This window comes from Pseudomonas sp. Pseusp16, assembly GCF_047324915.1.
In the GTDB taxonomy this organism is placed as follows: Bacteria; Pseudomonadota; Gammaproteobacteria; order Pseudomonadales; family Pseudomonadaceae; genus Aquipseudomonas; species Aquipseudomonas fluorescens_CD.
Genome location: NZ_CP168522.1, coordinates 930,479 through 949,269, shown reverse-complemented (window position 1 = coordinate 949,269; position 18,791 = coordinate 930,479). Strand labels below are relative to the sequence as shown.

At 60.9% G+C, this 18,791-nt stretch carries 17 protein-coding genes; 6 read left to right on the top strand and 11 right to left on the bottom strand.

Features of this window, described 5'->3' with window-relative positions:
- Positions 1-47 precede the first annotated feature (47 nt).
- On the top strand, positions 48-1,346 hold the full coding sequence (locus ACEN8Q_RS04170; RefSeq protein WP_413426802.1) for an MFS transporter: 1,299 nt from the start codon (positions 48-50) through the stop codon (positions 1,344-1,346).
- A gap of 44 nt (positions 1,347-1,390) precedes the next feature.
- Here the strand turns inward: ACEN8Q_RS04170 and ACEN8Q_RS04165 are convergent, their stop codons facing one another.
- Entirely contained in the window at positions 1,391-2,413 is a 1,023-nt protein-coding gene (locus tag ACEN8Q_RS04165; protein WP_413426804.1) for a GlxA family transcriptional regulator, read from the bottom strand.
- Between the two features lie 120 nt (positions 2,414-2,533).
- Between ACEN8Q_RS04165 and ACEN8Q_RS04160 the strand changes: the two genes are divergently transcribed.
- Positions 2,534-3,175: an HD domain-containing protein gene (locus ACEN8Q_RS04160; protein ID WP_413704590.1), complete on the top strand. Its 642-nt coding sequence runs from the start codon at positions 2,534-2,536 to the stop codon at positions 3,173-3,175.
- A 39-nt stretch (positions 3,176-3,214) separates the two neighbouring features.
- Positions 3,215-4,096, top strand: coding sequence for an NAD(P)H-binding protein (locus ACEN8Q_RS04155; protein ID WP_413704589.1), 882 nt, complete (start codon positions 3,215-3,217; stop codon positions 4,094-4,096).
- 54 nt (positions 4,097-4,150) lie between these two features.
- Here ACEN8Q_RS04155 and ACEN8Q_RS04150 read toward each other — a convergent pair whose 3' ends face one another.
- Positions 4,151-4,351, bottom strand: a complete 201-nt coding sequence (locus ACEN8Q_RS04150) for a YbdD/YjiX family protein (RefSeq protein ID WP_413426810.1) — start codon at positions 4,349-4,351, stop codon at positions 4,151-4,153.
- A 199-nt stretch (positions 4,352-4,550) separates the two neighbouring features.
- Between ACEN8Q_RS04150 and ahr the strand changes: the two genes are divergently transcribed.
- Positions 4,551-5,582, top strand: coding sequence for an NADPH-dependent aldehyde reductase Ahr (ahr, locus tag ACEN8Q_RS04145; protein ID WP_413704588.1), 1,032 nt, complete (start codon positions 4,551-4,553; stop codon positions 5,580-5,582).
- A 143-nt stretch (positions 5,583-5,725) separates the two neighbouring features.
- On the opposite strand, the gene ACEN8Q_RS04140 is transcribed toward ahr, so the two are convergent.
- From ACEN8Q_RS04140 to ACEN8Q_RS04120, 5 genes are all read right to left on the bottom strand, one after another.
- Positions 5,726-7,276: an ArnT family glycosyltransferase gene (locus ACEN8Q_RS04140; protein ID WP_413704587.1), complete on the bottom strand. Its 1,551-nt coding sequence runs from the start codon at positions 7,274-7,276 to the stop codon at positions 5,726-5,728.
- A 3-nt stretch (positions 7,277-7,279) separates the two neighbouring features.
- Complete coding sequence (locus ACEN8Q_RS04135; RefSeq protein ID WP_413426816.1) at positions 7,280-7,558, bottom strand: lipid-A-disaccharide synthase N-terminal domain-containing protein; 279 nt, start codon at positions 7,556-7,558, stop codon at positions 7,280-7,282.
- The gene (locus ACEN8Q_RS04130; protein WP_322616459.1) at positions 7,555-8,295 is read right to left on the bottom strand and encodes a glycosyltransferase family 2 protein; all 741 of its coding nucleotides are present in this window, start codon (positions 8,293-8,295) and stop codon (positions 7,555-7,557) included. The genes ACEN8Q_RS04135 and ACEN8Q_RS04130 overlap by 4 nt, the downstream gene beginning before the upstream one ends.
- A 48-nt stretch (positions 8,296-8,343) precedes the next feature.
- Positions 8,344-9,321: an NAD-dependent epimerase gene (locus ACEN8Q_RS04125; RefSeq protein ID WP_111287024.1), complete on the bottom strand. Its 978-nt coding sequence runs from the start codon at positions 9,319-9,321 to the stop codon at positions 8,344-8,346.
- 199 nt (positions 9,322-9,520) lie between these two features.
- Complete coding sequence (locus ACEN8Q_RS04120; protein WP_413428682.1) at positions 9,521-10,141, bottom strand: cell wall hydrolase; 621 nt, start codon at positions 10,139-10,141, stop codon at positions 9,521-9,523.
- A gap of 143 nt (positions 10,142-10,284) precedes the next feature.
- Here ACEN8Q_RS04120 and ACEN8Q_RS04115 point away from each other — a divergent pair, with 143 nt between their 5' ends.
- Positions 10,285-11,136 carry a CAP domain-containing protein gene (locus ACEN8Q_RS04115; RefSeq protein ID WP_413428681.1) on the top strand — a complete coding sequence of 284 codons (852 nt, stop codon included), beginning with the start codon at positions 10,285-10,287 and terminating at the stop codon, positions 11,134-11,136.
- A 640-nt stretch (positions 11,137-11,776) separates the two neighbouring features.
- On the opposite strand, the gene ACEN8Q_RS04110 is transcribed toward ACEN8Q_RS04115, so the two are convergent.
- The 4 genes from ACEN8Q_RS04110 to ACEN8Q_RS04095 form a co-directional block, all read right to left on the bottom strand.
- Entirely contained in the window at positions 11,777-11,932 is a 156-nt protein-coding gene (locus tag ACEN8Q_RS04110) for a DUF2474 family protein (RefSeq protein WP_413428680.1), read from the bottom strand.
- Entirely contained in the window at positions 11,919-12,935 is a 1,017-nt protein-coding gene (gene cydB / locus ACEN8Q_RS04105) for a cytochrome d ubiquinol oxidase subunit II (protein ID WP_413428679.1), read from the bottom strand. The genes ACEN8Q_RS04110 and cydB overlap by 14 nt, the downstream gene beginning before the upstream one ends.
- Positions 12,936-12,952: 17 nt before the next feature.
- Positions 12,953-14,374, bottom strand: a complete 1,422-nt coding sequence (locus ACEN8Q_RS04100; RefSeq protein WP_413428678.1) for a cytochrome ubiquinol oxidase subunit I — start codon at positions 14,372-14,374, stop codon at positions 12,953-12,955.
- 127 nt (positions 14,375-14,501) lie between these two features.
- On the bottom strand, positions 14,502-16,826 hold the full coding sequence (locus ACEN8Q_RS04095) for an FdhF/YdeP family oxidoreductase (protein WP_413704586.1): 2,325 nt from the start codon (positions 16,824-16,826) through the stop codon (positions 14,502-14,504).
- A 964-nt stretch (positions 16,827-17,790) separates the two neighbouring features.
- On the opposite strand from ACEN8Q_RS04095, the gene moaA reads away from it, so the two are divergent.
- Positions 17,791-18,789 carry a GTP 3',8-cyclase MoaA gene (moaA, locus tag ACEN8Q_RS04090; RefSeq protein WP_413704585.1) on the top strand — a complete coding sequence of 333 codons (999 nt, stop codon included), beginning with the start codon at positions 17,791-17,793 and terminating at the stop codon, positions 18,787-18,789.
- Positions 18,790-18,791: the final 2 nt, after the last annotated feature.

Sequence of the window (18,791 nt, the reverse complement as noted above, 5' to 3'; positions counted from 1 at the left end):
CCTTCCAAAATCTGCTGGTATCGCCCTCGTCTTCAGGAGTTCGCCCCATGTCCACTCCCCTTTCTACCGCCCTGCCCGATGCCGCCGCAGCCCGGCGGCCGATTGGCGCAAAAGCCATCGCCGCCATCACCATCGGCTCGGGTCTCGAGTTCTACGATTTCTCCGTCTACAGCTTCTTCGCCACGCTCATCGGTCGCCAGTTTTTCCCGGTCGAGAGCACGCTCGGGCAATTGCTGCTGTCGCTGGCCACGTTTGGCGTCGGTTTCGGCATGCGCCCCGTCGGTGGCCTGGTGCTGGGGGCCTATGCCGACCGGGCCGGACGCAAACCGGCGATGATGCTGACCCTGTGGCTGATGGCACTGGGTTCGCTGTTGTTCACTATCGCCCCCACCTATGCGCAGATCGGCTTCTTTGCGCCGCTGATCATTGTGCTGGCACGCTTGATTCAGGGCTTCGCCATCGGCGGTGAAGTCGGAGCCTCGACGGCGATGCTGATGGAATACGCAGATGACAAAAGCCGAGGTTTCTACGGCAGTTGGCAGCTGTTCAGCCAGGGCTTGAGTTTCCTGCTGGGGGCACTGGTGGCGCTGGCCCTGAGCTCGTCCTTGTCGCCCGAGGCATTGGAGAGCTGGGGTTGGCGGATACCTTTTGCCTTGGGAATCCTGGTGATCCCGGTGGGCATTTACATCCGTCGCCACCTCAAGGAAACCGCCGCCGAACAAGGTCATGAAGCGGTATCCAGCGTGCGGGTGATCTTCACCGGCTATCGTCGCCTGATAGTGACCGGTGTGCTGTTGGTGATCGGCAGCACCGCGTCCAGCTACATCGTGCTCGATTACATGACCAACTACACGGTCACGGTGCTGCACCTGCCGATGACCATGGGCACCAACGCTGCCTGCCTTGGCGCACTGGTGCAGATCGGCCTGTCGATCTGGGCCGGCCGACTCAGCGACCGGATCGGCCGGCGCCGCACCATCGCCCTGGGCAGCATCCCCATGCTGTTGCTGATCTACCCGGCGTTCATCCTGATGAACCGGTTCCCGACGCTCGGCATGCTGCTGGCCGTCTCGTTGGTCACCACCTTGTTGCTGGTGTTGATCACCGTGCCGACCCTGGTGTTGATCACTGAACTGTTCCCAAGGGCGATTCGTGCCACCGGGCTGTCGATCATCTATTGCCTGGGCGTCTCGGTGTTCGGCGGCTTCGCGCAGTTCTTCGCCACCGGGTTGATTGGCTTGACTGGCAACAACAACGCCCCGGCGCTGTACGTCATGGCGTGCCTTTGCCTGACCTTGATCGGGCTGGCGCGGGTCAAGGAAACGGCCGGCAAGCCACTCGACTGAACCGCTGCTTAAGGGGACGCCCAGTGCGAAAACCTCGGGCGCCCCTACCCCGCGTCTGGCGCGAAACGTTGCGCGTACTCTCTGGGACTCACGCCAAGGCGCCGGACGAAAACCTTCCTCAGTACGTCGACGCTGTGATAACCGCATCGGCGTGCGACCTCTTCCATCGAGCGTCCGCCCAGTTCGAGCTCCCGGCAAGCCGCTTCCAGCCGAACGTCTTCAACGTACCTGGCCGGCGTGGTCTGCAACTCCCGCTGAAAGATCCTTATTAAGGTTCGGACGCTGGTGGCAAAGCGATCCGCGAGGATTTCCACGGTCAGCTGTGAACCCAGGTGTTCGCTGATCCAGTGGCGCAGTTCATCCAGATTTGAACCGGGGACCTGCTGCGATTGCAGGGCGACGCTGAACTGCGCCTGCCCACCGGGACGGCGCAGGAACAGCACCAGGTTTTTCGCGATGTCCAGCGCGGCGTCATCCCCCAGGTCTTCGCTGACCAGTGCCAGGGCAAGGTCGATGCCCGCCGAGATGCCGGCCGAGGTATAGACGTTGCCGTCCTTGATCCAGATCGGATTCGGATCGACCTGCACCTTGGGATAACGCTCGGCCAGGTCGCGCGCCATGCGCCAGTGAGTCGTCGCACGGCGCCCGTCCAGCAGACCCGAATCCGCCAGGGCGAACGCACCGACACAGATCGAGCACACCCGGCGTACGTTTTGTGACCTCGCGCGAATCCATTCGATTGCCGCCCCGTCCAGTTGATCGATTGCCTGCCAGCCCGTCGCCACGATCAGCGTGTCGATGGACTTGTCGGCACGGCGCTCGTGCTCAAGGGTCGTGTGGGCCATGAGCCCGATGCCGGTGCTGCTGGCCATCTGCGGGTCGACACCGGCGCAGACCAGCTCAAGTACGTAAGGCGCGGACGCTCCCTCGTGCAGATTGTTCGCCAGGGAAAACACCTCGGCCGGGCCGATCACATCGAGCCCGTCCACGGGTGGCAGGCCCAATATCACGATGCGTTTTGGCGTACGGCCAATCGATGGCTGGCCGGGTTTTGTCTTGCTGGTCACGGCTGACTCCTGCAGGTTCAAGGCGTCAATATTGGCACAAATCATCCGTAAATAGTCAATTGTGCCACCCGCCAAATCCCTAGAGTGAACGTCAAGTCATCTTCATCCCCGGGAGGCAATATGAATACACCCATCAACATCGGCGGTTTCAGCGCCCCAGACTCCGAACTGGCCCGCAGAGCCGCTTCGCTTGTGGAACGCGTCCACTCCAGGGCGCTTTTGCATCATGTGCACCGGACATGGTGGTTTGCCGAATTCCTCGGCCAGCGCCGGGGCTTGCAGTACGACCGCGAAACGGTCTACCTCGCGGCATTGCTGCACGATCTTGGGCTGACGCCCGAGTTTGCCGCCGAACAGCGCTTTGAAGTCGATGGCGCCGATGCCGCCCGTCGTTTTCTCCTGGCCAACGGTTATGCGCAGGCAAAAGCCGAACAGGTCTGGGATGCGATCGCCCTGCACTCCAGCGCCGGCATCGCCGACCGTAAACAGCCGGAAATCGCCCTGATCTATCTGGGTGCCCATGTCGATGTCATGGGGCTGCATCTGGATGAAATCACGCCCTCGCTGGTCGACGACACGCTCGCGCTCTACCCCCGCATCGGCATGAAAGCGGCCTTTACCCAAGCCATTGCCGAAGTGGCCAGGAAAAAACCCCACACGGCCATTGGCACCGGGCTCGCAGACATCGGGCGTCGCCACATCCATGGTTTCGATTGCCCGAATGTCTGCGACCTGATCGACAACGCGCCCTTCGACAGCTGATCCAATCCAATCGGTTTTTTTACAGAGAGAGACTCCATCATGCAGCCACGTACCTACCTCATCACCGGGGCAACCGGTAAAACCGGGGTCCATACCGTCCGTCATCTGCTCGATGAAGGTCATGCGGTGCGCGCCTTCGTGCATCAACTGGACGAACGCAGCGCCGCATTGCAGAACGAGGGCGCCGAAATCTTTGTTGGCGACCTGCTGGAACATGACGACATTTTGCGTGCCATGGATGGTGTGACCGGCGCTTACCTGTGCTACCCGGTTCGCCCTGGCTACATTCAGGCGACCGCCTACTTTGCCGATGCCGCACGGCGCGCAGGCGTCGAGGTGGTGGTGGAAATGTCGCAGATTTCCGCTCGCGAAGACTCGCTGAGCCATGCCGCCCGCGACCACTGGATCGCCGAGCGCGTACTCGACTGGTCGGGCGTGCCTGTGGTGCACATTCGCCCGACATTCTTTTCCGAATGGCTGATTTTTCCGTGGGTACTGGATCAGATCGTCAAGGAAAACAGGATAACGCTGCCGTACGGTAACGGGCGACACGCACCGATTGCCGCCGAAGACCAGGCCCGTGTGATCGCCAGGCTACTGACCCAACCATCCGGTCATATCGGCAAGACCTACCCGCTGTGCGGCCCGGTCGAACTGAGCCATGGGCAAATCGCCGAGGAAATCAGCGCCATCGTCGGCCGCACCATCACCTACAATCCATCGACGCTGGAGGAGTATCGCCAGCACCTGCAGACCTACGATCTGCCGGAATTTGTCATCCAGCACTTCCTGGAAGTGGCCGTCGATTACCAGAACGGGATCTTTGCCGGAGTGGATGGCGTGATCGGGCAGATCACCGGTCAAGCGCCGCAAACGGTGGCTGACTTCGTACGGGCCAATCACCAATTGTTCGAACAGTGACCGTGGCGGGCGTATGCGTCGGCCACTAAAGACCCGCGCATACGCCCAACGCCTTCAACAGCAGCGCGTATTGCACTTGCCCCGGCCAAAACGCGCTTCCTGGCGTTCGCGGAAAAACGCCTCATGACTCATGACCGGCTCGCCCGGGCGGTTGCGGGCCATTTGCGCCACGTAGTTGTCGTACTCGGGAACGCCGACCATCAAGCGGGCGCTCTGGCCGAGCAATCTGGCGACCTGCTGCAATTTGCGGAACATGGCTGATCTCTCTGTGAACGTCGGACCTGGCCCATGAAACCGCGCTCATGTATCTGCATTGTGTCCATATCGGGCGCCTTTGTATTTTCAAGTATCCGGGGTGGATCCCGATGGCGCGCCGGCAACCCGCTACACTTTCCTCGCTCCGCCGCTGCACCCGAGCGGCCAAAACCCCTGACTTCTGATCTGGAGGTGTCCCATGAGCGATAGCAGCGAACTCACTACCTTTACCGGCTGGGCCGCCACGGCAGCGGGCGCGCCACTGGAACGCTACAGCTACGATCCCGGCCCGTTGGGAAACGATGAGGTGGAAGTCGCCGTGGAATATTGCGGCGTCTGCCACTCCGACCAGTCGCTGATCGACAACGATTGGGGAATCAGCAGCTACCCGTTCATTCCCGGCCATGAAGTGGTCGGCCGTATCGTGCGGCTGGGCGCTCAGGTGCGCGGTCTGGAAATGGGCCAGCGGGTGGGCATCGGTTGGTACAAGGGCAGTTGCATGCATTGCACGTCGTGCATCGAAGGCTCCCATAACCTGTGTAGCACCGTTCAACCGACCATCATCGGCAGCAACGGTGGCTTTGCCGACCGCATTCGCGCGCACTGGGCCTGGGCCCTGCCAATTCCGGACGGGCTCGACCCGGCGCTGGCCGGGCCGTTGTTCTGTGCCGGCTCGACCGTGTTCAACCCGCTGTTGGAATTCGGCATCAAGCCCACCGACCGGGTCGGCGTGGTGGGTATCGGCGGCCTCGGTCACCTGGCGCTGCGCTTTCTCAACGCCTGGGGCTGCGACGTCACGGCGTTCACCTCATCGCTGGGCAAGCAGGACGAAGCCAGGCGCCTGGGCGCACACAAGGTGGTCGCCTCGACCGACACCGATGCACTCAATGCCATTGCCGGCACCCTGGATTTTCTCCTGGTCACCGCCAACGCCAACCTCGACTGGACCGCCATGCTCGCCACCCTGCGCGGCAAGGGTCGCCTGCACTTTGTCGGCGTCGTGCCCGATGCCATTCCGGTGCATGTGTTCAACCTGATTCCCCAGCAAAAAGTCCTGTCCGCCTCACCGGTCGGCTCACCGGCCAATACCGCGACCATGCTGGAGTTCTGCGCACGCCATCAGATCCTGCCGCAGGTCGAGATGTTTCCCATGAGCCGGATCAACGAAGCCATCGATCATCTGCGCAGCGGCAAGGCGCGCTACCGGGTGGTGCTGGATGCCAGCAAATGACGGGCCCTTTGTAGGAGCTGGCTTGCCAGCGATGGTCGTAAACGATAACGCGCGTGAACTGGATAAACACGGCGCATTTGAGTCCATCGCCAGCAAGCTGGCTCCTACAATTCCCCGAGAATGCGGGAAGAACCTTTTTACCCTCAGGGATTGACTACTTGCGCCGGCGCCGATGGCATATGCGGGTCATTCCAGGTAAACCGATAGGCTTTGCTGGCTTCTTGCGGCACGCATTTGCCAGTGTCGGCATCCGCGCCCACGATCGACCAGTTCGCCCGGGAGTTTTCACCCAGTTCACGGGCCGCTTCGGGTTTGAAGCACTGGTTGAGTACGTCATCCGGCACCAAGGCATAGGCCTTGGGGTGTTCGCGCAGGTACAGCGCGGCTTTTTCGATGGACGAATAGTCCATGCCGAAATGCACGATCGGCTGACGGGCAAACAACCAGTGCCCCTCTTCCCAGTTGACCAGCACCAGATCGGCGCCCTGGGTCATCGTCGCAGCCTGTGTCATGAGCACCTGATCGATGTTGGTGCCTTCCTTGAGCGGCTCGATGAAACCACGGGCGAACCACAACACGAACCAGGTCGCCACCAGTGCCGGGAACACCCGGCGCAAACGCGGGTGCCTTTTGAACCAGCGCTTGAGCAGCCACGGAATCAACGGCGCAGCGATCAGCACCAGCCCGGGCAACGCCGGGTAGATGTACAACTTGCGCTTGCCGCTGCTGATGCAGAAAAACAGCACCACCAGCGCTACCCAACCGAGCAATACCAGGACCCGGCCGTCACGTTTTTGCAACTGACGGCGCCAGGCGGGCACCAGCCATGGCAGCACCAGCACCAGCGGTAGCCAGTACTGCGGAATAACGTTGGTGAAGAAGTACCAGAACGGTTCGCGGTGATGCCACGCGGCGGCATAGCGGCCCGCGGTCTGGTGCAGGAGGATTTCCCGCGCATAGGCAATTTCGTCTTCGCTGCCATTGAAGATGATGGACAAGGCCAAGGGCAACAACCAGATCGCAATCGCCGCAAGCATCAGCGCAAACCCCAGCAACCACTTGCGCGCCTCGCCGGGCATGGCCACCACACCGGGCCAATCCTTGCGTACCGCATAGGCGTAAGGAATCAGCAACAGCGCTGGCAAAAATCCCACGCCCTTGGTGATCACGCCGATGCCCATGGCCGCGCAGCCCACGTAAAACCAGCGCCATGCCGGGCCGAGCAGCAGGTGTCGCGCCAGACCGTACAGGCCCAGGGAGGTGAACAGAATCAACAAACTGTCGATCTGACCGGTACGCAGGATGCTGTAGGTCTGGTATGTCGCCAGGTACAACAGTGCGGCGTTGCGCCCGGTACGCTGGGTCCACAGGCGACGGCCCAGGTCATAGACCATCGCCGTGACCGTCACGGCCGAAAACAGTCCCGGGATGTAAAGGGCGATGTTGGGCTTGCCGGTCAGCCAGGTGAAAAACGCCACCGTCCACATGAAAATCGGCGGCTTGTCGCCGTAGATCTCGGCGGCCCGGTGCGGGATCAGCCACGAGCCGTTTTGCAGCATCTCCAGTGCGACGCCGAGGAAGCGTTCCTCATCCACATTCTGGGCCTGGCGCAGCCCCATTCCCGCGCCTATCAGCAACAGGGCAAGCAGCATCAGGCCCAGGCACTCGACCCTGGGCGACAACGATCTACGCATGGTTTATTCCTTCACGCTTCTGCTTTTGGCAATCAATTGCAGGTTGCGAAAATAGACAATGGAGCCGAACGCCTGCCCGGCGATGAACACCGGGTCCTCGCGATAAATGGCGTAGGCGAGCAGCAAGGTACTGCCGACGATGCTCAGGTACCAGAAGTTGGTCGGGATCACGCTGCGTTTCTTGTACTCGCTGTACAGCCACTGCAGGACAAAGCGCCCGGTAAAGGCCACCTGCCCCGCAAAACCGACGATCAGCCACAGGGTTTCACGAGACAACATCATCCTTCGATCTCCTGGGCAATGGTGTTCAGCCGCGTGCGCTTGATCAGCCACCAGACCCCGAACAAATCGAGAATGCCGACCAGCGCGCGGTCGATGTTGCCGTATTTCGACACCCCGGCCGTGCGCGGCCGGTGGTTGACCGGGTGCACGATCATGCGCCCGTTATGGCGCTGGATCAGTGCCGGAATATAGCGATGCATGTGGTCGAAGTACGGCAGGCGCAGGAACGCCGCGCGCTCGATCAGCTTCAGGCCGCAACCGGTGTCCGGGGTGGCGTCCTTGAGCAGGCGCCGGCGCAGGTTGTTGGCGAAACGCGAGGCGTAGCGTTTGCTCGCGGTGTCGCGGCGATTGACCCGGTGCCCGGCAACCAGTTGCACATCGACCTGGCCCGGTTCGCCGCGCACCAGCGCGAGCATGCCGGGAATGTCCGCCGGATCGTTCTGGCCGTCGCCATCGAGGGTCGCCAGCCATTGCCCGCGGGCCTCGCGTGCCGCGTGGTACAGCGAGGTGCTCTGCCCCAGCGAACGCTCGTGATGGAGGATGCGCAGGGTGTCCAGGCCGTCGTGGCGCATCTGCCGCAATTCCTGCAGGGTCGAATCGGTGCTGCCATCGTCGACCACGATGATTTCGTAAGCCTCATCGGCCAGTGCCACGCGGATTTCCTCAAGCAATGGCTTGAGGTTGTTCGCTTCGTTCTTGGCGGGAATCAGTACGGATACAAAAATGTCTTGGCTCATGGAATCTCTCTCGCCTTTTTGATTTTTTCGAGATCAGAGGCGAACGCTTCAAATCTGGTAGAACTGCCGATACCACTTCACAAATTCACCGACGCCGGTTTCGAGCGTCACCTGCGGGCTGAAGCCCACCCACTCGGCCAGTGCCGAGACATCGGCCCAGGTCTTGACCACATCACCGGCCTGCATCGGCAGATAGTTGCGCCGGGCCTGCAGGCCCAGGGCGGATTCCAGGCAGTCGACGAAATCCAGCAACGCCACCGGCATGCCACGCCCGATGTTGAAGAGCCGGTTGACCCCGGTGGCGGAACCTTGCGGCACCGGCGGCTTCGGACGTAGTCGGGCAATACCTTCGACAATGTCGTCGACGTAGGTAAAGTCGCGCGACATCTGCCCCTGGTTGTAAATGTCGATGGGCAGGTCTTTGAGGATGGCGTCGGTAAACTTGAACAGCGCCATGTCCGGGCGGCCCCATGGACCGTAGACGGTAAAAAAGCGCAGGCCGCTGGCCTTCAAGCCATACAGATGGCAGTAACTTTCGGCCAGCAGTTCATTGGCGCGCTTGCTGGCGGCGTACAGCGAAACAGGATGTTCGACAGGGTCCTCGACACTGAACGGCATCTTGCTGTTGGTGCCGTACACCGAACTGCTCGAGGCGTAGATCAGATGCTCGGGGCGATGGTGCCGACAGGCTTCCAGCACATTGAGGAAACCCACCAGGTTCGACTGCCCATAGACATCCGGGTTGTCCAGCGAATAGCGCACGCCAGCCTGGGCGGCCAGGTGCACCACCTCGGTAAAACGGTGTTCCTGGAACAGGCTCATCAGCGCCGGTTTATCGACGATGTCCATTTTCCGGAAACGAAAGCCCGGCAAAGTCTCCAGCACTTCGAGGCGTGCGTGCTTGAGTTCCACGTCGTAGTAGTCGTTGAGGTTGTCGATACCGACAACGTCCTGACCCTCGCGGCACAAGCGCTGGACTGTATGAAAACCGATGAAACCGGCCGCACCGGTGACCAGCACGGTCATTGGGCGCACGCCTGCGACTGCGCAGCGATTGGCGCGAGATTACTGATCCAGACCCTCGTCAGCTTCATGTGTACTTCCTGTTTATGGCGTCATTCGCGCAATGTTACGTTATGAAACTTATAAAACAGAAACATTTCAGTTTCGATAATTCCGCGCACGACATCAGCAAAAAAAAGATATTTGGCCGAAACGGCCGCCATTATTTGGCCGATATGCCATGCGGCTTGTAAAACCGGAACAAACCGATATCCACGGTCCTGATGTATTCCTTGGCCCAATCCGGGTTGACGGTACGGTCATGGAAATACAGGGCACCCTGCGTGCGATCCGGCAGCTCCTTGTTCAGGGCCTTGCGCGCGATTTCCTTGGCCATCGCGTAGGGCACCTCTTCCTGCACCGAATCGGATTTGCCGTCACACCACCAGGAGAACTGGCAACTCCCGGTCTCGGAACCCTGCTTGACCACTTTGCACACCGTGTCCGGAAAGCCCTCGTGGCCCAGGCGATTCATGACCACGTTGGCCACCGCCTCCATGTCGGCGGGGTCCTCGCCCTTGGCTTCCCAGTAAATCGAGCGGGCCAGGCAGGTGATAGCATCGTCCAGGGGCGCGGACCCCGCCGGGTCAACGGCCTGGACTTCGGACGGGGTAATGGCTTCAGCCTTGGGTACCGGTGCGGGGTTGCTGTTTTCGGCGGCTTTGTGTTCCAGCACCTCGGCCTTGTTCTCGGCCGCTTGCTGCTTTTGCGCTTGATCCCCGCCGGATACCGGGCCGACAAGCAACGTGAGGGCGAGGCAGGTGGCGATCCAGTCGAGACGCATGATCGGTGTCACTCGGGGGAGTGGTTCGCTTCAGTGTAGTAGTGAAATGATTTCACCCGCCCCACTACACTCTGGATAAATCGGTTGCCCTGAATGGGCCAACTTCGCGCATCATTGGCGCAAACTGCTCAAGAGGGATTTTCATGGGTTTCATCTCATCCGCAATGCGCTTGGCCGGTTTGTCACTGGGCCTGGTATTGGCCGCCAACGCCTCGGCGGCGGACGAATCGCAATTGATCGAATCGATCAACGTCTACCGCAGCCAACTGCAGCGCTGTGCCGGCCAGGTTTCCTCCGAGTTGCCGCCACTGTCGGCCGACCCGCGCCTGGTGCTGACCGCCCCGAGCATCGGCAATCTGCAGCAGGCCATGGCCACTGCGGGTTATCCCATGAAGAATGTGCAGGCCATCAGCCTGTCCGGACCTCGCGATGCGGCCTCGGCGATGAAGGCGATCCAGGAAAGCTTTTGCCAGATCGTCCTCGACCCGCAATTCGTCGATGTCGGCGTCAGCCGCCAGGACCGTGAATGGCGCATCGTGGTCGCACGGCCATTGTTGAGCGCGCGCCTGGGCGACGCACAGGCCGAAGGCCAGAAACTGCTGACCGAAGTCAACGCAGCACGCACCCGGCCACGCCAGTGCGGCCCGCAATCCTTTGCCGCCGCGCCGGCGCTGGCCTGGAACGCCACACTGGCCAGCGCCGCCGAAGGCAACTCGCGCTCCATGGCCAACAACAACTACTTCGACCACAAGGACCGCGACGGCCGCACACCGGGTGACCGCGCGGAACTGGCCGGCTACGACTTCCAGCAGATCGGCGAAAACATCGCCGCCGGGCAAGACACGCCACACAAAGTGGTTGAAGGCTGGCTGGCCAGCCCCGGCCATTGCGCCAACCTGATGAACCCGCAATTCCGCGAACTGGGCGCCGCTTACGCGACCGACCCGAAGAGCGATGCGGGGATTTACTGGACGGCGATGTTTGGGGCGCAGTAATGACAAGGCTCTGTGCCCTTCAAGTTTTTTTGCGGTGAGGCTGAAGTCCTTGGCGCACAGAGGGCGTCGCGCTCGGACTGTGCAACCGAAGGTATACATATCCGTTTCTTTGGTAACGGCGGCTTATGATTCCGCCCTTACGGCGGGTCACTTTGGGGCCGGAATGCCGGCCCAGCCCAAAGTAACCAAAGGGCCTATCCCCTGACGTACGGCCCTTCGCCTAGGCTCAGGGTTCCCTCGCTCCGACGGGGCAGGGCAGATCAAAAGCCAAAGCAAAAGCCAGGCGGCCGTCGGGCCGACCTGGCTTTCGTGGCTTTACTCAATCTTCTGTAGGAGCGAGCCTGCTCGCGAAAAATGCCCAGACAACGCGCTCATCCAGACACCCCGCGTCATCGTTGACGTCCATCGCGAGCAGGCTCGCTCCTACAGGGAATCGGGGACGCCAGCCAAGACCAGGTCGGCCCGCAGGCCGCCTTGCCTCGCTTTTGCTTTTGCTTTTGCTTTTGATCTTCTTGCCCCCTCGAGAGGCCGAGCGCAGGTTCTGCGCAGTGGGCAACCCGGGAACCATAAGCCGCCGTTACCGCAGGAATGGATGTTCACACACGCCCCAAACTGAACTGCCCCCCTTAACGACTTGCCATCAATGACTACTCATGCCGGCAGCATGCATCAACATCCGCAATCCCCCCGCCACTACCCCCAACCCAACCACACTGCCCGACCAGATCACCACCAGCCACCCCAGGTGCTTGTACCAAGCCACCGGTGCCGGTTCACAAGAATCAATGATAGCCATCGCCAATCCTCACTTTGCCGCGGAATACGTAGTAACTCCAAACCGTGTACATCAGAATGATCGGCAAAATGAACAACGCCCCGATCAGGATGAACAACTGGCTGGTCGCCGGTGACGCCGCCGCCCACAAGCTGATGGAAGGCGGCACGATGTTCGGCCAGATGCTGAACGCCAGGCCGATGTAGCCCAGGAACACCAGCATCAGGGTGAAGGCAAACGGCCAATGGGTGTGGCGCTGGCGCAGGGTCTTGAGCAAGCCGAACACCGCCAACAGGGCCAGCACCGCAAGACCACCGAACACCGCCAGGTGGGCATGGGCAAACCAGCGCGTGGCGATTTCCGGATGCAAAATCGGCGTCCACACACAGATCACACCAATCACCGCCAACAGCAGCCACGCCAGGGGCCGGGTGAACAAGCGCATCCGCGACTCCAGCATGCCTTCAGTCTTGACCAGCAACCACGTACTGCCCAACAGCGCGTAGGCAATGATCAGGCCGACACCACAGAACAGCGGAAACGGTGCCAGCCAGTCCAGCGAACCACCGGCGAACTGCCGGTCGACCACCGGGATACCGGCAATGTAACTACCGATCACCACACCCTGGGAGAACGTCGCCAGCAACGAACCGCCGATGAACGCCATGTCCCAGATATGTCGCTTTTCAGGGCTGGCCTTGAAACGAAACTCGAACGCCACGCCACGAAAAATCAAGCCGCACAACATCAGGATCAGCGGCAGGTACAACGCTTCCAGAATCACCGAATAGGCCAGCGGGAACGCGCCATACAGCGCCGCGCCACCCAGCACCAGCCAGGTCTCGTTGCCGTCCCAGACTGGTGCCACGGTGTTCATCATCACATCGCGCTCCTTCGCATCCGGGATCAGCGGGAACAGAATCCCCAGCCCCAGATCGAAGCCGTCCATGATCACGTACATCATCACGCCGAAGGCGATGATCACGCCCCAGATCAGCGATAAATCGATACCTTGAATACCCATGATTCAACTCCCTTCCTTCAATTGACGCGGGCGTCGGTTTCGAGGATTTCGGCGTCGGCAGACAGTGGCCGGCGCGGTGTGATCACCTGGTCGGAATGCCCGTCGACGGGATGCCCGTGATGCGGCTGCGGCCCTTTGCCGACCAGTTTCATCATGTAGCCGATGCCCACCGTGAACACCGAGAAATAGATCACCACGAACAACGCCAGCGAAATGCTCAACTGCGCGACACTGTGATTCGACGCGGCATCGGCGGTGCGCAACAGGCCATACACCACCCACGGCTGACGCCCGACTTCGGTGGTGATCCACCCGGCCAGCATGGCGATCAGGCCGCTTGGGCCCATCCACAGCATCAGGCGAAGGAACCAGCGGTTGCGGTAAATCGCCCCGCTGCGGCGCAGGGCCAGGCCGAGTACGCCGGCCAGCACCATCAACATGCCCAGCCCGGCCATGACGCGGAAACTCCAGAAGATCACCGTCGCATTGGGCCGGTCCTCTTTCGGGAAGCTCTTGAGCGCCGGGATCTGCTTGTCGAGGCTGTGGGTCAGGATCAGGCTGCCCAGGTACGGAATCTCGATGGCGTATTGGGTTTTCTCGGCCTGCATGTCGGGGATGCCGAACAGCACCAGTGGCGTCGCTTCGCTCCCGTTGTTTTCCCAGTGGCCTTCAATCGCAGCGATTTTCGCCGGTTGATGTTCCAGGGTGTTCAAGCCGTGGGCGTCACCCACCACGGCCTGGATCGGCGCGACGATCAATGCCATCCACAACGCCATCGACAGCATCTTGCGCACTTGCCGGGTGTCGTTGCCGCGCAGCAAGTGCCACGCCGCCGACGAGCCGACAAAGAACGCCGTGGCCACGAACGCGGCAATCGCCATGTGCGCCAGGCGGTACGGGAACGACGGGTTGAACACGATGGCCAGCCAGTCCAGCGGCATCACGCGACCGTCGACGATCTCGAAGCCCTGGGGCGTTTGCATCCAGCTGTTGGACGCGAGAATCCAGAAGGTCGAGATCAAGGTGCCGATGGCGACCATGACCGTCGAGAAGAAGTGCAAGCCACGCCCTACCCGGTTCCAGCCGAACAGCATGACCCCGAGGAAACCGGCCTCGAGGAAGAACGCCGTGAGCACTTCATAGGTCAGCAACGGCCCGGTGATGCTGCCGGCGAAGTCGGAGAAACGGCTCCAGTTGGTGCCGAACTCGTAGGCCATGACCAGCCCCGAGACCACGCCCATGCCGAAGTTGACGGCGAAGATCTTCGACCAGAAATGGTAGAGATCACGATAGGTGTCGTTGTGGGTCTTCAGCCAAAGGCCTTCGAGCACCGCCAGGAAACTGGCCAGCCCGATGGTGATGGCGGGAAAGATAATGTGGAACGAAACCGTGAACGCGAATTGAATCCGCGCCAGGTCCAGTGCCTCCAGGTTAAACATGTCGATATCCTCATTGCGGCTGAAAAACGGCGGCACACGGCCGGGCCACCGTCAGGCCGGAGGGCCTGCAGCCAACACAAGTCGAAAGGTTTGCAGTGAGCGGGTGCGGCACCGGGCCGCCCCGCTGCTATGCGGCGGTAGTCGAAATCAGGCTGCTGGCCTTCGCCTGCTCCAGCCGGATGGCAACGAACTTGGAAGTCGGGGTGAAGGTACGGTCACCGTAACTTTCCAATGGCACCAGCGGATTGGTCTCCGGGTAGTACGCCGCCGCCTGACCGGCCGGAATGTCGTAGGCGATCAGGGTGAAACCGCTGACCCGGCGTTCGCGGTCGTCGTCCCACAGCGCCACCAGGTCAACCTTCTGCCCCGGTTCGAAACCCAGCCGGCGAATGTCCTGCTCGTTGGCGAACACCACGTCGCGCATGCCGTACACCCCGCGATAACGGTCATCCAGGCCGTACAGCGTGGTGTTGTACTGATCGTGGGAGCGCATGGTCTGCAAAATCAGGTGCGGCTTGACGGCCAGGTTGCGCACGCCCTCGCTGATCAGGTGCTGCGGCAACACGCTCGGGGTGAATTGGGCTTTGCCGCTGGCGGTTTTCCAGATGCGTTTGGCCGCGTCGTTGGGCATGTGGAAACCGCCCGGATGCAGCAAGCGCCGGTTGAAATCTTCGAAGCCGGGAATGGTGTCGGCAATCATGTTGCGGATGCGCCCGTAGTCGCCGATGGCCCAGTTCCAGTCGATCGGGTGTTTGCCCAGTGTGGCGGCGGCGATGCCGGCAATGATCGCAGGTTCCGACAGCAGGTGTTTCGACTTGGGTTTCAGCTGACCGTGAGAGATGTGGATCATGCTGAAGGTGTCTTCCACGGTCACACCCTGCGGGCCTTCGGCCTGCATGTCGATGTCGGTGCGGCCCAGGCACGGCAGGATCAGCGCTTCACGGCCGGTGACCAAATGACTGCGGTTGAGCTTGGTGGCGATGTGCACGGTGAGGTCGCATTTGCGCAACGCAGCGTGGGTGCGCGGCGTGTCGGGGGTGGCCTGGGCGAAGTTGCCACCCAGGGCGATAAACACTTTCGAACGCCCCTGCTCCATCGCGCCAATCGCCATCACGGTGTTGTGACCATGCTCACGCGGCGGCTTGAAGGAGAAGCGTTTTTCCAGGGCATTGAGCAAGTCGGTGGGCGCCAGTTCGTTGATACCCATGGTGCGGTCGCCCTGCACGTTACTGTGACCGCGAACCGGCGACAGGCCCGCGCCCGGACGGCCAACGTTGCCACGCAGCAGCATCAGGTTGATGACTTCCTGCAGCGTCGGCACCGAGTGCGTGTGCTGGGTCAGGCCCATCGCCCAGCACATGATCACCCGCTTGGACCGGGCGTACATGCGCGCGGCGAGTTCGATGTCAGCCAGGGGCATGCCCGACTGCTGCTCGATGTGCTCCCAGCTGGTTGCGTCGACTTCGCCCAGGTAGGCCCCCATTCCCGAAGTGTGTTCGGCGATGAACTCATGGTCGAACACCGGTTCGCCGCCGGTGGCCTGAGCTTCGCGCTCCCACTGCAACAGGAACTTGACCATGCCGCGCATGACCGCCATGTCACCGCCAAGTGCCGGGCGGAAGTACGCGGTGTTGGTGGGCTCGGAGCCATTCATCAGCATTTCGATCGGGTGCTGCGGATGCTGGAAGCGCTCCAGCCCGCGCTCCTTGAGCGGATTGATACAGATCACCTGCGCACCGCGCTTGACCGCTTCGCGCAACGGTTCGAGCATCCGCGGGTGGTTGGTGCCGGGGTTCTGGCCAATGACGAAGATCGCATCGGCATGCTCCAGATCGTCGAACACCACGGTGCCTTTGCCCACGCCGAGGCTTTCGATCATGCTCACCGCGCTGGCTTCGTGGCACATGTTGGAGCAGTCCGGAAAGTTGTTGGTACCGTAAGCCCGGACGAACAACTGATAGAGAAACGCCGCCTCGTTGCTGGCCCGGCCCGAGGTATAGAACTCGGCCTGGTGGGGTGACTCCAGCGCGTTGAGGTGCCGGGCGATCGTCGCGAACGCTTCGTCCCAGGTGGTTTCCACGTAACGATCGGTGGCAACGTCATAGCGCATCGGGTGGGTCAGGCGCCCCTGATACTCCAGCCAGTAATCGCTCTGCTCGGCCAGCGCCGAGACGCTGTATTTGTTGAAGAAGGCCGGGTCGACCAAACGGCCCGTGGCTTCCCAGTTAACGGCCTTGGCGCCGTTTTCACAGAACTTGACCATGCCGTTTTCCGGTGACTCGCCCCAGGCGCAACCGGGGCAGTCGAACCCGCCGTTCTGGTTGGTCTTGAGCATGGCGCGAATGTTCTTCAGCGCGTTTTCACTGCCCAGCCAGTTCCTGGTAACAGCAATCAGCGCGCCCCAACCGGCGGCGGCACCTTTGTAGGGTTTGTAGCGGTCGACTTGAGACATGGTAGTTCTCCGTGACAATGCACACAGGCTTCGACCCGATTCAGGTCATTGATCGTTTGACGGAGAAAGCATATGAACAGGGATTAATTACTGTCTAATCGCTATTTATGACCATATGATCGAGGATATTTATCATCGTATTTTATTGTTTATTATCAATCACTTATAAAAATTAAATAGCAATTTATGCAACAACTTTACCCATCATAGATGCAGTCGATCAACCGGTTGCTAATAGTGATTGGACGTCCCCTAAAGTTGCTCTTAGCCTGCACTCAACAAATCCGTTATCGGCGCATTTTCTGTAGGAGCGAGCTCTGCTCGCGATGGACTCAAGAGCACCGCGTTAAGCCAGCAAGCACGCGTAATCGTTAACGACCATCGCGAGCAGGCTCGCTCCTACACCTGCGCTGAACAAATCCGTTATCAGCGCAATACCTGTAGGAGCGAGCTCTGCTCGCGATGGACTCAAGAGCACCGCGTTCAGCCAGCAAGCACGCGTAATCGTTAACGACCATCGCGAGCAAGCTCGCTCCTACACCAGCGCTCAACAGGCGCAATATTTGTAGGAGCGAGCTCTGCTCGCGATGGACTCAAGAGCACCGCGTTCAGCCAGCAGGCACGCGTAATCGTTAACGACCATCGCGAGCAGGCTCGCTCCTACACCTGCGCTGAACAAATCCGTTATCAGCGCAATACCTGTAGGAGCGAGCTCTGCTCGCGATGGACTCAAGAGCACCGCGTTCAGCCAGCAAGCACGCGTAATCGTTAACGACCATCGCGAGCAGGCTCGCTCCTACACCTGCGCTCAACAGGCGCAATATTTGTAGGAGCGAGCTCTGCTCGCGATGGACTCAAGAGCACCGCGTTCAGCCAGCAGGCACGCGTAATCGTTAACGACCATCGTGAGCAGAGCTCGCTCCTACACGGAACATTCATTCAATACGTGCCAAGCGAGGGTGTCATGTCAGAACAAGTCTTGATCGATGGATTCTCCCGGCGCGTGGACTATCTGCGGATGTCGGTCACCGACCGCTGCGATTTCCGTTGCGTGTATTGCATGGCCGAGGACATGCAGTTCCTGCCGCGCCAACGGGTGCTGACGCTGGAAGAGATTTATCAACTGGCACAAAGCTTCGTAGCGCTGGGCACCCGCAAGATCCGCCTGACCGGAGGCGAGCCGCTGATCCGTCCGGGCGTGGTGCAGCTGTGCCAGAAGATCGCCGCCCTGCCCGGCCTGCGTGAACTGTGCATGACAACCAACGGTTCGCAGTTGGCCAAACTCGCCGAGCCGTTGTTCGAGGCCGGGGTCAAGCGCCTCAACATCAGCCTCGACTGCCTGGACCCGCAACGTTTTCGCGAACTGACCCGCACCGGTGACCTGGCGCAGGTCATCAAGGGTATCGACGCGGCCAACCAGGCCGGATTTCGCAACACCAAGCTCAATTGCGTGGTGATGAAAGGCCGCAACGACCATGAGATCAACGATCTGGTGAGCTTCGCCATCGACCGCAACCTCGACATCTCCTTCATCGAGGAGATGCCGTTGGGCACCATCGACGAGCACAGCCGCGCCGAATCGTTTTTCGCAAGCAGCCAGGTCCGCGAGCGCATCGCCGAACGCTACACTTTGATTGATTCCGCCGAGTCGACCCAGGGCCCGTCGCGCTACTGGCGCCTGGCCGAGGCGCCGCAGATTCGCCTGGGGTTCATCTCACCCCACAGCCACAACTTTTGCGGCACCTGCAATCGGGTGCGGCTGACCGTGGAAGGACGTCTGCTGCTGTGCCTGGGCAATGAGCACTCTGTGGATCTCAAGGCTGTTCTGCGCAGCCACCCCGGACAGCCCGAGCGCCTGGAGAAAGCCATTATCGAGGCGATGAAGCTCAAGCCTTATCGACACAACTTCGAAGTGAACGACGACGTACAGGTCATTCGCTTCATGAACATGACGGGCGGCTGAAA

Bases quoted from the DNA above. Each gene is read 5' to 3' on its own strand.
- cydB (WP_413428679.1), bottom strand. From the start codon at position 12,935: ATGGGTATTCAAGGTATCGATTTATCGCTGATCTGGGGCGTGATCATC.
- ACEN8Q_RS04125 (WP_111287024.1), bottom strand. From the start codon at position 9,321: ATGACCGTGCTGGTCACCGGTGCGGCCGGTTTCATCGGTTTTCATACA.
- ACEN8Q_RS04115 (WP_413428681.1), top strand. From the start codon at position 10,285: ATGGGTTTCATCTCATCCGCAATGCGCTTGGCCGGTTTGTCACTGGGC.
- ACEN8Q_RS04160 (WP_413704590.1), top strand. From the start codon at position 2,534: ATGAATACACCCATCAACATCGGCGGTTTCAGCGCCCCAGACTCCGAA.
- ACEN8Q_RS04150 (WP_413426810.1), bottom strand. From the start codon at position 4,351: ATGTTCCGCAAATTGCAGCAGGTCGCCAGATTGCTCGGCCAGAGCGCC.
- ahr (WP_413704588.1), top strand. From the start codon at position 4,551: ATGAGCGATAGCAGCGAACTCACTACCTTTACCGGCTGGGCCGCCACG.
- ACEN8Q_RS04130 (WP_322616459.1), bottom strand. From the start codon at position 8,295: ATGAGCCAAGACATTTTTGTATCCGTACTGATTCCCGCCAAGAACGAA.
- ACEN8Q_RS04120 (WP_413428682.1), bottom strand. From the start codon at position 10,141: ATGCGTCTCGACTGGATCGCCACCTGCCTCGCCCTCACGTTGCTTGTC.
- ACEN8Q_RS04170 (WP_413426802.1), top strand. From the start codon at position 48: ATGTCCACTCCCCTTTCTACCGCCCTGCCCGATGCCGCCGCAGCCCGG.
- ACEN8Q_RS04100 (WP_413428678.1), bottom strand. From the start codon at position 14,374: ATGTTTAACCTGGAGGCACTGGACCTGGCGCGGATTCAATTCGCGTTC.
- ACEN8Q_RS04110 (WP_413428680.1), bottom strand. From the start codon at position 11,932: ATGGCTATCATTGATTCTTGTGAACCGGCACCGGTGGCTTGGTACAAG.
- ACEN8Q_RS04095 (WP_413704586.1), bottom strand. From the start codon at position 16,826: ATGTCTCAAGTCGACCGCTACAAACCCTACAAAGGTGCCGCCGCCGGT.
- ACEN8Q_RS04140 (WP_413704587.1), bottom strand. From the start codon at position 7,276: ATGCGTAGATCGTTGTCGCCCAGGGTCGAGTGCCTGGGCCTGATGCTG.
- ACEN8Q_RS04155 (WP_413704589.1), top strand. From the start codon at position 3,215: ATGCAGCCACGTACCTACCTCATCACCGGGGCAACCGGTAAAACCGGG.
- ACEN8Q_RS04135 (WP_413426816.1), bottom strand. From the start codon at position 7,558: ATGATGTTGTCTCGTGAAACCCTGTGGCTGATCGTCGGTTTTGCGGGG.
- moaA (WP_413704585.1), top strand. From the start codon at position 17,791: ATGTCAGAACAAGTCTTGATCGATGGATTCTCCCGGCGCGTGGACTAT.